The organism is Kingella denitrificans ATCC 33394 (assembly GCF_000190695.1).
Taxonomy (GTDB): domain Bacteria; phylum Pseudomonadota; class Gammaproteobacteria; order Burkholderiales; family Neisseriaceae; genus Kingella_A; species Kingella_A denitrificans.
Genome location: NZ_GL870929.1, coordinates 62,640 through 75,325 on the forward strand (window position 1 = coordinate 62,640; position 12,686 = coordinate 75,325).

8 protein-coding genes are annotated in these 12,686 nt (G+C 57.6%); 7 read left to right on the forward strand and 1 reads right to left on the reverse strand.

Annotated elements, in window-relative coordinates; all coding sequences use genetic code 11:
- Positions 1–29 precede the first annotated feature (29 nt).
- A complete protein-coding gene (gene aroC, locus HMPREF9098_RS00305; RefSeq protein WP_040564116.1) occupies positions 30–1,127 on the forward strand; it encodes a chorismate synthase in 1,098 nt (365 codons plus the stop codon).
- Positions 1,128–1,283: 156 nt separating this feature from the next.
- Here aroC and purL read toward each other — a convergent pair whose 3' ends face one another.
- On the reverse strand, positions 1,284–5,180 hold the full coding sequence (gene purL, locus HMPREF9098_RS00310; protein ID WP_003780845.1) for a phosphoribosylformylglycinamidine synthase: 3,897 nt from the start codon (positions 5,178–5,180) through the stop codon (positions 1,284–1,286).
- Between the two features lie 214 nt (positions 5,181–5,394).
- Here purL and tkt point away from each other — a divergent pair, with 214 nt between their 5' ends.
- From tkt to HMPREF9098_RS00340, 6 genes are all read left to right on the forward strand, one after another.
- On the forward strand, positions 5,395–7,374 hold the full coding sequence (gene tkt / locus HMPREF9098_RS00315; protein WP_003780847.1) for a transketolase: 1,980 nt from the start codon (positions 5,395–5,397) through the stop codon (positions 7,372–7,374).
- Between the two features lie 178 nt (positions 7,375–7,552).
- The gene (gene pseI, locus HMPREF9098_RS00320; protein ID WP_003780848.1) at positions 7,553–8,602 is read left to right on the forward strand and encodes a pseudaminic acid synthase; all 1,050 of its coding nucleotides are present in this window, start codon (positions 7,553–7,555) and stop codon (positions 8,600–8,602) included.
- Between the two features lie 112 nt (positions 8,603–8,714).
- Positions 8,715–9,632, forward strand: a complete 918-nt coding sequence (locus HMPREF9098_RS00325; protein WP_003780849.1) for a hypothetical protein — start codon at positions 8,715–8,717, stop codon at positions 9,630–9,632.
- A 106-nt stretch (positions 9,633–9,738) separates the two neighbouring features.
- Complete coding sequence (radA, locus tag HMPREF9098_RS00330; protein ID WP_003780850.1) at positions 9,739–11,118, forward strand: DNA repair protein RadA; 1,380 nt, start codon at positions 9,739–9,741, stop codon at positions 11,116–11,118.
- Between the two features lie 147 nt (positions 11,119–11,265).
- Positions 11,266–11,568, forward strand: coding sequence for a hypothetical protein (locus tag HMPREF9098_RS00335; RefSeq protein WP_003780852.1), 303 nt, complete (start codon positions 11,266–11,268; stop codon positions 11,566–11,568).
- 357 nt (positions 11,569–11,925) lie between these two features.
- On the forward strand, positions 11,926–12,594 hold the full coding sequence (locus HMPREF9098_RS00340) for a hypothetical protein (protein ID WP_003780855.1): 669 nt from the start codon (positions 11,926–11,928) through the stop codon (positions 12,592–12,594).
- Positions 12,595–12,686 lie beyond the last annotated feature (92 nt).

Genomic DNA, 12,686 nt, shown 5'->3' on the forward strand with positions numbered 1-12,686 from the left:
GACCAACCCATGACGAACGGAAACACATTATGGCAGGCAACACCATCGGACAAGTATTCACCGTAACCACATTCGGCGAAAGCCACGGCGAAGGGCTGGGCTGCATTATCGACGGCTGTCCGCCCGGATTGCCGCTGGCGGTTGCCGATATTCAGGCCGATTTGGACCGCCGCAAACCCGGCACCAGCCGCCATGTTACCCAGCGGCGCGAGGCGGACGAGGTGGAAATTTTGTCGGGCGTGTTCGAGGGGAAAACCACCGGCACCCCAATTGCGCTGCTGATTCGTAACACCGACCAGCGCAGTAAAGACTACGGCGATATCGCGCGCCAATTCCGCCCCGGCCATGCCGACTATACTTATTGGCACAAATTCGGCACGCGCGATTATCGTGGCGGCGGGCGCAGTTCGGCACGGGAAACCGCTGCGCGCGTGGCGGCCGGTGCAGTGGCCAAAAAATGGCTGCAGGCCCATTTTGGTACGGAAATCGTGTGTTGGGTCACACAGGTGGGCGAACACGAAATCGCGTTTGAAGGCGAAGAGTTTATCGGCCAAAATCCGTTTTTTGCTGCTAACCAGTCGCAAATTGCCGAGTTGGAACGCTATATGGACAGCGTGCGTAAATCGTTGGACAGCGTGGGCGCGAAGCTGCGGATTGAAGCGCGGAACGTGCCGGTCGGGCTGGGCGAGCCGGTGTTCGACCGCTTGGATGCGGAAATTGCCTACGCGCTGATGTCCATCAACGCTGTGAAAGGCGTGGAAATCGGCGACGGTTTCGATGTGGTGGCGCAACGGGGCAGCCTGCACGGCGACGAACTCACGCCGCAGGGATTCAAATCCAACCATTCGGGCGGCATCTTGGGCGGCATTTCCACCGGGCAAACGATTACCGCCAATTTCGCCATCAAGCCGACCAGCAGCATTGCCACGCCGCGCCAATCCATCGATATTGACGGCAATGCGGTAGAAATTGCCACGCACGGAAGGCACGACCCATGTGTGGGCCTGCGCGCCGCGCCGATTGCAGAAGCCATGCTGGCATTGGTGCTGATGGACCACGCGCTGCGCCACCGCGCGCAAAATGCCGATGTGCGTGTGAATACGCCCGATATTGCGCGAATTTCGTAGCCGCATCGTTCTATAGCGGATTAAAAGAAAAATGATACAAGGCGGCGAGCCAACGTCGTAGCATTGCGATTTTAATCCGCTATATCAAAAAAGCAGCCTGCACTCCGTTTTTCAAAGTGCAGGCTGCTTTTTCTTTTGTTTCCACTATCGGGCGATTTAGCCCAACACCTTCCGCGCCGCGGCAAACAGCCGATACCAGCCGCCCAGTTCGAACGCTTTCCATTCTTCGGGACACCAGCTCATTTGCGCGGTGCGGTACACGCGCTCGGGGTGCGGCATCATGATGGTTACGCGGCCGTCGGCGGTGGTGATGCCGGCGATGCCCTGCGGCGAACCGTTCGGGTTCAAAGGATATTGCTGCGTTACTTCGCCCAAGCCGTCCGTATATTGCAGGGCGATGTGCAGGCTGCTTGGGGCTTGGTTTTCAGGCTGCCCCAAGTGGGCGAAATCGGCGCGGCCTTCGCCGTGGCTGACGACGACGGGCAACGCGCTGCCGGCCATTTCGCCCAGAATCAGCGAGGGCGATTTCGGCACGCGCACCATGCTCAGCCGCGCTTCAAACTGTTCGGATTCGTTGCGCTTGAATTTCGCCCAGCCTTCCACGCCGGGGATGATTTCGGCGAGGTTGCTCATCATCTGGCAGCCGTTGCACACGCCCAAGCTCAGCGTGTCGGGGCGGGCGAAGAATTCGGCGAACTGGTCGCGCAGCCTGCCGTTGAACAGGATGGTTTTCGCCCAGCCTTCGCCCGCGCCCAGCACGTCGCCGTAGCTGAATCCGCCGCAGGCGGCCAGCATTTGGAAATCGGCAAGGTCGGCGCGGCCCGAAAGCAGGTCGCTCATGTGCACGTCCACGGCTTGGAAACCGGCACGGGTGAAGGCGGCGGCCATTTCAACGTGGCCGTTCACGCCCTGTTCGCGCAGGATGGCGATTTTGGGTTGCAGGCTGCCTGAAAGATAGGGCGCGGCAATATCTTCTTTCAAATCAAAACTTAAATCGGCAAACAGTTTGCTACGTCTGTTGTCCGCCAGCAGGGCAAATTCGCTGTCGGCGCAGGCGGGGTTGTCGCGCAGGCGTTGGATTTGGTGGCTGGTTTCCTGCCATGCAGCCTGCAAATCGGCCAAGGCAAACACGGTGTCGCCGATTTTGAGGTCGCCGCTGCCGATGGCGGGCTGCCCGATTTGGTACAGGATTTCGGGAAATTCGTGCTGCTCGAACAAGGCCTGCACATAATGCAAATCTTCATGGCGGATTTGGATGACCGCGCCCAGCTCTTCGTTGAACAGGATGTCTTGGTCGGACAGGTTGTTCACCAGCCGTTCCATAGCAAAATCTTCTTCCAAATCAATATTCAACCCTGTGCGGCCGGCAAACGCCATTTCCGCCAGCGTGGTAAACAGGCCGCCGTCCGAACGGTCGTGATAGGCCAACAGTTTGTCTTCGGCCACCAGCTGCTGCATGATGTCGTAGAACACTTTCAGCGTGTCCGCGTCAATATCGGGGCTTTCGCCGCCCAAGTCGTTCCACACCTGGCTCAATGCAGAGCCGCCCATGCGTGCTTTGCCGAAGCCCAAATCCACCAGCAGCAGCACGCTGTCCGCCACGGGTTTGATGTCGGGTGTAACGGTTTTGCGCACGTCGTGCACGGGGGCGAAGGCAGAAATAATCAGGGAGAGCGGCGACACAACGGATTTCTGCACGCCGTTTTCCTGCCACACGGTTTTCATCGACAGGCTGTCTTTGCCCACGGGGATGCTCACGCCAAGCGATTGGCACAGTTGCGACACGGCATCCACGGTGCGGTAAAGTTTCTCGTCTTCGCCCTTCACGCCGCAGGCTGCCATCCAGTTGGCGGACAATTTGATGTTGCCCAATGCGCCGATATGGGTTGCCGCGATGTTGGTCAATGCCTCGCCCACGCACATCCTGCCCGATGCGGGCGCGTCAAACAGGGCGAGCGCGGGTTTTTCGCCCATGCTCATGGCTTCGCCGCGATGGGTGTTGAAGCCCATCAGCGTTACGGCGCAATCGGCTACGGGGGTCTGCCACGCGCCCACCATCTGGTCGCGGTGCGTCATGCCGCCCACGGTGCGGTCGCCGATGGTAATCAGGAAGTTCTTCGCGGCCACGGCGGGCAGGCGCAATACGCGGTACGCGCTTTCCTTCAAATCGTATTGGGCGGCGGAAAACGCTTGTGCAGGCTGCTTTTGCGTTTCGTCGGTGCGCGTGGTTTTGGGCGGTTTGCCCAGCAGCACGTTCAGCGGCAAATCCACGGGGCTGTTGCCGAACAGTTCGTCGCGCACCTGCAAACGGCCGTCGTCCGTGGCCGTGCCCACCACGGCAAACGGGCAGCGTTCGCGCTCGCAGATGGCGCGGAATTTTTCCAAATCTTCGGGCAGGATGGACAGCACATAACGCTCTTGCGATTCGTTGCACCAGATTTGCAGCGGCGACATGCCGTGTTCTTCCAGCGGCACGGCGCGCAATTCGAATATTGCGCCGCGCCCCGCATCGTTCACCAGTTCGGGGAAGGCGTTGGACAGGCCGCCCGCGCCCACGTCGTGAATGGCGATAATCGGGTTGCCTTGGCCGAGCTGCCAGCAGCGGTCGATGACTTCCTGCGCGCGCCGTTCGATTTCGGGGTTGCCGCGCTGCACGGAGTTGAAGTCCAAATCCGCGCTGTTGCTGCCCGTGTCCATCGATGAAGCCGCGCCGCCGCCCAAGCCGATGAGCATGCCTTTGCCGCCGAGCTGGATTAACAGCGCGCCTTCGGGAATTTCGTGTTTATGGGTTTGTTCCGCCTGAATGTTGCCCAAACCGCCGGCAATCATAATCGGTTTGTGGTAGCCGTGAACCGTGCCGTTTTTCTCCGCTTCAAAGGTGCGGAAATAGCCCAAGAGGTTCGGGCGGCCGAATTCGTTGTTGAACGCCGCGCCGCCGAGCGGGCCGTCGGTCATGATGTCCAAGGGCGATGCGATGTGTTCGGGTTTGCCGTAATCCTGTTCCCAAGGCTGTTTGAAACCGGGAATATTCAGATTGGACGTGGTGAAGCCCGTCAAACCAGCCTTCGGGCGCGAGCCGCGTCCCGTTGCGCCTTCGTCGCGGATTTCGCCGCCCGCACCGGTGGCCGCGCCCGCAAACGGGGCGATGGCAGTGGGGTGGTTGTGCGTTTCCACCTTCATGATGATGTGCGTATTTTCCTTGTGGAAGCCGTATGCCTGACCTTGGTCCGCGTTCGGGTAAAACCGCTCGATTTCCGCGCCCTCAATCACGGAGGAATTGTCTTTATACGCCACCACTGTGCCTTCCGGGCTGGCCTCGTGCGTGTCGCGAATCATGCGGAACAGTGATTTTTCCTGCTTTTCGCCGTTTAAGACAAAGTCGGCATTGAAGATTTTGTGGCGGCAGTGTTCCGAATTGGCCTGCGCGAACATCATCAGTTCCACATCGGACGGATTGCGGTTCAGCGCGCGGTAGTTTTCGACCAGATAGTCTATCTCGTCGGACGACAAGGCCAGCCCCATGTTTTTGTCTGCCGCTTCCAGCGCGGCACGCCCGCCGCCCAGCACGTCCACCGTGTTGAACGATTGGTCTTCGTGTGCGGCAAACAGTTGTTTGGCGGATTGGAAATCGGGCAGCACGGATTCGGTCATGCGGTCGTGCAGCAAAGCAGTCCATTGCGCGCGTTCTTTATCGTGCAGGCTGCCTGAAACATACACCGCCATGCCGCGTTCGATGCGTTCCACACCGTCCAGACCGCAGTTGTGCGCGATGTCGGTGGCTTTGGACGACCAGGGCGAAATCGTGCCGATGCGCGGTGTAATCAAAAACAGGCTTTGTTCTGCTGCCGGCGTATCCACACGCACGGCAGAGAGCAAAGCCTGCAATTTTTCGGTTTGCGCCGCATCCAAAGGTGCGGGAGAGGAGACGAAATACCAGTATTCGCTGGCAATTTCGGCTTGTGGCAGCCCCAAGGCGGCGGCTTTTTGCGCCAATTTTTGAATGCGGAAAAGCGAAAGTGCGGACGCGCCGCGCAAAGCGGTAATCACAGACATGGTTTGAACTCACGAAGTTAGCGGGAATGGGCGGGATTATACACGATAACGCAACGGATTTCAGGGTGCAGGCTGCTTTTTGCGGCACGGAAAAGCAGCCTGCACATTGCCGCGCAAAGATGGGGCGGATGATGGCCGGCTGCATTGTAAAGCCAACGTAAAGCTGCCATAATTCCATATCGTTTTCCGTATCAATCAGCAAAGGACAATCAACATGGCAACGCAAACAGCCAACGCAATCCGCTTTCTTTCAATGGACATGGTGCAGGCCGCCAATTCCGGGCATCCGGGCGCACCGATGGGCATGGCGGATATGGCGGACGTATTGTGGCGCGAATTTCTGCGGCACAATCCGAACAACCCGAAATTCTCCAACCGCGACCGCTTTGTGTTGTCCAACGGCCATGCTTCCGCACTCTTGTACAGCGTGCTGCATTTGAGCGGCTACAATCTAACGGCGGACGATTTGAAAAACTTCCGCCAGCTGCACAGCAAAACGCCCGGCCACCCCGAATACGGCTATACCGACGGCGTGGAAACCACCACCGGCCCGCTGGGGCAGGGCATTGCCAATGCCGTGGGCATGGCCTTGGCAGAGAAAATCCTGGCCGCAGAATTCAACCGCGACGGCTTGGACATTGTGGACCACCACACGTATGTGTTCTTGGGCGACGGCTGCCTGATGGAAGGCATTTCGCACGAAGCGGCTTCGCTGGCGGGCACGCTGGGCTTGGGCAAGCTGATTGTGCTGTATGACGACAACAATATCTCCATCGACGGCAAAGTGGACGGCTGGTTCAGCGAAAATATCCCGCAACGCTTCGAAAGCTACGGCTGGCATGTCGTCCCGAATGTGGACGGGCACGATGCGGCGCAAATCCGCGCGGCAATTGAAGCGGCGAAAAACGAAACGGCCAAACCGTCCATCATCTGCTGCAAAACCTTAATCGGCAAAGGCGCGGCGAACAAAGAAGGCAGCCACAAAGTGCACGGCGCACCGCTGGGCGCGGACGAAATCGCCGCCACGCGCGCGCATTTGGGCTGGCATTACGCCCCGTTTGAAGTGCCGCAGGAAATTTACAGCCAGTGGGACGCGAAAGCAAAAGGCGCGGCTTTGGAAAACGAATGGAACGCGCTGTTTGCACAATATCAGGCCAAATTCCCCGAAAAAGCCGCCGAATTCTTGCGCCGCACCGAGTGCAGGCTGCCTGAACACTTCGATGTCCATGTGCAGGCTGCTTTGAAAGACGTTTGCGCCAAAGCCGAAAAAATCGCCACGCGCAAAGCCAGCCAAAACAGCATTGAAATCTTGGCCAAAGTGCTGCCCGAACTGGTGGGCGGCTCGGCGGACTTAACGCCTTCCAATTTGACCGACTGGCCGGGCAGCGTGTCCGTCAGCGCGCGGCAGGGCGGCAATTATGTGCACTACGGCGTGCGCGAATTCGGTATGGCCGCCATCATGAACGGCATGGCGCTGCACGGCGGCATCAAGCCCTTCGGCGCGACGTTCCTGATGTTCAGCGAATACGCGCGCAACGCCCTGCGCATGGCCGCCCTGATGAAAATCAACCCGATTTTCGTGTTCACGCACGATTCCATCGGCTTGGGCGAAGACGGCCCGACCCACCAGCCGGTCGAGCAAACCGCCACCCTGCGCCTGATTCCGAACATGGCGGTATGGCGGCCGTGCGATACCGCCGAAAGCCTGGTGGCATGGGCAGAAGCCGCCAAAGCCGCAGACCATCCGAGCTGCCTGGTGTTCAGCCGCCAAAACCTGCCGTTCATCGCGCGCAGTGAAGCGCAGCTGGCCGACATCAAACGCGGCGGCTATGTGCTCAGCGCGAAAGACGGGGCGAAAGCCGTCATCATTGCCACCGGTTCCGAAGTGGAGCTGGCGTTGAACGCGCAAAAAGCATTGGCAGAGCAGGGCGTGGACGTGAATGTCGTTTCCATGCCGTCCACCAACGTGTTCGACCGCCAAGATGCCGCATATAAAGCCCAAGTGCTGCCCGAGCACCTGCCGAAAGTCGCCATTGAAGCAGGCGTGTCGGACGGTTGGTACAAATATGTCGGCTTGAACGGCGCGGTGGTGGGACTGGACCGCTTCGGCGAATCCGCCCCTGCCGATTTGCTGTTTAAAGAATTCGGCTTCACGGTGGACAACGTGGTGGGCGTGGTGAAATCGGTGCTGTAAACCCAATCAAAAGCAGCCTGCACTTTGGGGCTGCTTTTTTTTCATGGGCGGCGCGGCAAAAGCAGCCTGCACATAACCCGAACAGTTTATAGTGAATTAAAATCGCAATGATACGGCGTTGGCTCGCCTTGTCTCATTTTTATTTTAATTCACTATATTTTGCAATACGGATGGATTTATGAACGCACACATCAGCATTGACGGCCGGAAGATTGGCACGGATTACGCGCCGTATATCATTGCCGAAATGTCGGCCAACCACAACGGCAACATTGAAAACGCCTTTAAAATCATTGAGCAAGCAAAACGCTGCGGCGCGGACGCGGTGAAGCTGCAAACCTACACCGCCGACACGATAACGCTGGACAGCCGCGCCCCCGAATTCATGATTCGAGGTACGCTGTGGGACGGCCAGTCGCTGCACGAGCTGTATCAGAAAGCGCATATGCCGTGGGATTGGCACAAGCCGTTGTTTGATTTCGCGCGCGAGCAGGGCATCACCATTTTCAGCTCGCCGTTTGATTTCAGCGCGGTGGATTTGCTGGAAAGCCTGAACGCGCCGGCGTATAAAATCGCTTCGTTCGAAATGGTGGATTTGCCGCTGATACGCTATGTCGCCCAAACCGGCAAACCGATGATTATCTCCACCGGCATGGCCGATGCGGACGAAATTGCCGAAGCCGTGGAAACCGCGAAAAGTGCAGGCTGCCGCGAACTGGTAGTGCTGCATTGCGTGAGCGGCTATCCCGCGCCCGCCGCCGACTATAACCTGCGCACGCTGCCCGATATGGCGGCGCGCTTCGGCACGCTGGTGGGCCTGTCCGACCACACGCTCGACAACACCACCGCCGTGGCCAGCGTGGTGCTGGGCGCATGCGTGATAGAAAAACACTTCACGCTCGACCGCAACGGCGGCGGCGCGGACGACAGTTTCTCGCTCGAACCCGACGGCCTGCAAGCGCTCTGCCGCGACAGCAAAACCGCATGGCAGGCGCTGGGGCGCGTCCATTACGGCCTGAAATCCAGCGAGCAGGGCAATGTACAGTTCCGCCGTTCGTTGTATTTCGTGAAAGACCTGCAAAAGGGCGACACGATTGACGAAACCTGCATCCGCAGCGTGCGCCCCGGCTTCGGCATCGCCCCCAAGCATTTCGACGAACTCATCGGCAAACGCCTGACGCGCAATGTGCAGGCCAACACCAAAACCGATTGGGCGGATTTCGAATAACGCCCGTCCCCCAACACCCATCCCAAGTGCAGGCTGCTTTTTATGGTTGGGGAACATGAATCGGCAAGCCGGAAAAAGCAGCCTGCAACTTCTCCATCACGAAAGATGCGCAATGTCCAAGCTCCCCGAATGGTTTGCCCCGCTACTGCCCGTGTTGGCCGGTCGCCAGCCCGTCGCCGATTTCGAACGCTGGCTATATACCGAAGCAGCCAAAGCGCTGCTGCCCGAAAACACATACGCCGCCTTGTTCTGGCTGGATTACCGCAAGACGCATCCGCGCGATATCCATGACGCTTTGGCGGAAGCTGGCGATTGGGCGGGCGGTTGGCACAAACTGCCGAATGTGTATGAATATTTGCGCACGGGCTATTTGAATTGGGCGGACGAAGAACTCTTGCGCGTATTGCCACTTCCCGATGATGATATTGCCCGATTGCAGGCGTTTGCCGAGTGGGTGAACGGTAGTGCAGATATGCTGGAAGCATTGGGCATGCCTGCGGAAATTGCCGCCGTGAACGCTTTGTCAGACGGCTATCTGACCGAGTTGTGCCTATATTTTTCCGCACCGCAAAAGTGCAGGCTGCTTGCCGTGCCGCCGCCTTATCTGGCATTGCACAACGCCGCGTTGTATGAGATTGATGGCGTTCCGCGCGAAGTTTCGTTTGTCAGCGCTGCGTTTTCCTGCGAATCGGGCGATACGCCGAATGCGCCCGAAATTTACGGCAAGGCGCTCGCCCGATATTTGGCGGAAGGGCTGGCACGGCGCGGCTTTTCTGTGACGAGTTGCCGCGCGGAAGACTGGGGCTGGCGCGTGGATGTGGACAATGCGGATTTCCCGCTGTGGCTCGGTTGCGCCAATTTGACGGACGGAGAAAACCGCTTCCGCTGTTTCATCGAACCGCACACCGATTGTGTGCACCGCCTGTGGCTGTTCAAACACGATACCCGCGCCGTAACGGCACGCCTTGCCGCCGCGCTCAACGATATTTTGCAGCAGGACAATCGCATCGAATCAGTGGAATGGCAATAACGGCGTGAACATATATTATCGGCTGAATAAAAGTTCAGGCTGCTATTTCAGGTAGCCTGACCCCCCAAAAGCAGCCTGCACCCCACCACATAAAAGGAACCCCCAAATGGCCAAATCCCCCAAAACCCTCTACACCTGCACCGAATGCGGCGGCACCGTGCCCAAGTGGCAGGGCAAATGCCCGCATTGCGGCGAGTGGAACACCTTGCAGGAAGGCATCGCCGCGCCCGAGCCGAAAAACGCCCGTTTCCAATCGTGGGCGGCGGACACCACGCAAGTGCAGGAACTCTCCAAAGTTACCGCCGCCGAAGTGCCGCGCGAACCCACCGGCATGGGCGAGCTCGATCGCGTGCTCGGCGGCGGGCTGGTGGACGGCGCGGTGATTTTGTTGGGCGGCGACCCGGGCATCGGCAAGTCCACGCTGCTGCTGCAAACCGTCGCCCTGATGGCGAAAAAACGCAAAGTGCTGTATGTGTCGGGCGAGGAATCGGCGCAACAGGTCGCCCTGCGCGCGCAGCGGCTGGGGCTGGATGCGGACGGCGTGCATTTGCTGGCGGAAATCCGTTTGGAAGCAGTGCAGGCTGCTTTGAAGCAGCACCAGCCCGCCGTGGTGGTTATCGACTCGATTCAAACCATGTATTCCGACCAGATTACCTCCGCGCCCGGCTCCGTGTCGCAGGTGCGCGAGTGCGCCGCCCAGTTCACCCGCATGGCCAAGCAGATGGGCATCGCCATGATTTTTGTCGGCCACGTCACCAAAGACGGCGCGATTGCCGGCCCGCGCGTGCTCGAACACATGGTGGATACCGTGCTGTATTTCGAAGGCGACCAGCATTCCAATTACCGCATGATACGCGCCATCAAAAACCGCTTCGGCGCGGCCAACGAGCTGGGCGTGTTCGCCATGCTGGAAAACGGCCTCAAAGGCGTGTCCAACCCCTCCGCCATCTTTCTCGCCAGCTACCGCGACGACGTGGCCGGTTCGTGCGTGCTGGTCACGCAGGAAGGCAGCCGCCCGCTGCTGGTGGAAATCCAAGCGCTGGTGGACGACGCGCACGGCTTCACGCCCAAGCGGCTTACCGTCGGCCTCGAACAAAACCGCCTCGCCATGCTCTTGGCAGTGCTCAACCGCCACGCCGGCATTGCCTGCTTCGACCAAGACGTGTTCATCAACGCGGTGGGCGGCGTGAAAATCAGCGAACCGGCGGCGGATTTGGCGGTGATTCTGGCGATGGTGTCCAGCTTCCGCAACAAGCCGCTGCCCGAAAAAATGGTGGCCTTCGGCGAAGTCGGCCTGAGCGGCGAAGTGCGCCCCGTGGCACGCGGGCAGGAGCGGCTGAAAGAAGCGGAAAAACTCGGCTTCAAACGCGCCATCGTGCCCAAAGCCAACCTGCCGCGCAGCAGAAAAGAATTCCCCGGCCTGGAAATCTTCGGCGTGGAACGGCTGGATGAAGCGGTGCGGCTGTGCAGGGATTTGGCGGAGTAGGGTGCAGGCTGCTTTTGGGGGGAGAATTGGCAGAAGCGACAGTATCTGCGACTGCTTATTTTCATTTAAGGCAGGGAAAGCACGATTTTCTGAAAATTTTCGACGGCTTGCCGAGAAATCATACTGATATTCCAAGGAAGAAATGTAATGAAGTTACCTTATAAACCACAAGATATTAGGAATTTTTTTGCTTACTCGTACGAGTTTATTGATTGTTTTGATTTTATGAGAAATCCTTATGAGGTAATAGAAAATTATATAGAGTATGAAAAATTTATTATAGAAAGAATAAAAAATATTGGAATATTAGATAATTTTCATTTTGGATTATTCGATACTGATTCCTATGCTATACAGGCAATGTGGATACCACCTTTTGCTATTGTAGGTATTCTGGAAAATGGATTGATTCAGTTTGAAGATACAGGGAATTCACTTTTCAATCAATGAACAGGGGCAATATGGTTCGGATATTCAAACGGATAAACGCTGGACGATGGGTCTCGTACTATTTCATGTGAAAAATGTTAAAAGCGGAGAGTCTTTAATATTATCTCCATTTCAATTATCTATTCCTGATTATGGACTTGAATGAAGCAGGTGTAGTAGCTATAAGTACGGATCAGATCCAATCAAATATCAAGCAAGCGCAGCTCGCATGGGTAGGGTGTATGCGGAATGCTCGCACGCGGTTTTCGGTTTTCAGGTAACCCATCCCTTTCAGGCTACCTGAAAGCGCAGCTTCCGTGCAGTGAAAACAAATACAGTAAACTTCTGTGCAACTAAAAACAGCCAGGCGAATTTGCCATGAACCAATCATCCGTCATTGAAAAGCTACATCGCGTGTACACCGATTTCCTTGCCTGGAAAAGCGCCGAGTTCGGTAAGCAAGCCGAGCAGGACATTGGTGGCGAATGGGAATGTAACTATGCCGCCATGCCTGAAGTGTGGGCGGCGTGTTTTGATTTTGTGCAGCAAATCCCTGCACACGAATGGCAGCCCGAACAGGCCCGGCAGCTGCTTTATCTCACTGCACGCGACAACGAAAGCGAATACATCGCCGGAATGCTGCCCGAATCAGCACTGCTGCGGCTGTGTGAAACCTATCGGCAGAAAGCCGTGTACGATGCGGGCTGGCAGCTGGCCGTACAGCTCCCGCGGCTCTCTAACCAAGCCGTTGCATGGCAATGGGCGGAATCTTTCTGCAACGACCCCGACGAATACACTTGCCGCCGCGCCCTGATGGTATCTGGCAGCCTGCATGCGCCGCACACCGAACGCTATGCCGAACACTTTTGGCAGCGCGGCATCTACCGTGACGTTGCCGGCTGGGATGCGGATGAATACCAGAAAATTGCCGTGTTGCAGGCCTTGGCCGCTATGGGCTCGCCTTTGCTGCCGCAATATTTAAGCCTAGCTAGGCAAGATGGGCGGCGGTATTTAGTGAAGCAGGCGCAGGCCTTGGGCGGTGGATAGGTAGCTTCCGGCTTCTACAGAAACGTACTGCCATTTTTCAGGCAGCCTCTACCTCATTGCAGGCTACCTGAAAACCATCAAACAGATTGAGA

Bases quoted from the DNA above. Each gene is read 5' to 3' on its own strand.
- aroC (WP_040564116.1), top strand. From the start codon at position 30: ATGGCAGGCAACACCATCGGACAAGTATTCACCGTAACCACATTCGGC.
- purL (WP_003780845.1), bottom strand. From the start codon at position 5,180: ATGTCTGTGATTACCGCTTTGCGCGGCGCGTCCGCACTTTCGCTTTTC.
- tkt (WP_003780847.1), top strand. From the start codon at position 5,395: ATGGCAACGCAAACAGCCAACGCAATCCGCTTTCTTTCAATGGACATG.
- pseI (WP_003780848.1), top strand. From the start codon at position 7,553: ATGAACGCACACATCAGCATTGACGGCCGGAAGATTGGCACGGATTAC.
- HMPREF9098_RS00325 (WP_003780849.1), top strand. From the start codon at position 8,715: ATGTCCAAGCTCCCCGAATGGTTTGCCCCGCTACTGCCCGTGTTGGCC.
- radA (WP_003780850.1), top strand. From the start codon at position 9,739: ATGGCCAAATCCCCCAAAACCCTCTACACCTGCACCGAATGCGGCGGC.
- HMPREF9098_RS00335 (WP_003780852.1), top strand. From the start codon at position 11,266: ATGAAGTTACCTTATAAACCACAAGATATTAGGAATTTTTTTGCTTAC.
- HMPREF9098_RS00340 (WP_003780855.1), top strand. From the start codon at position 11,926: ATGAACCAATCATCCGTCATTGAAAAGCTACATCGCGTGTACACCGAT.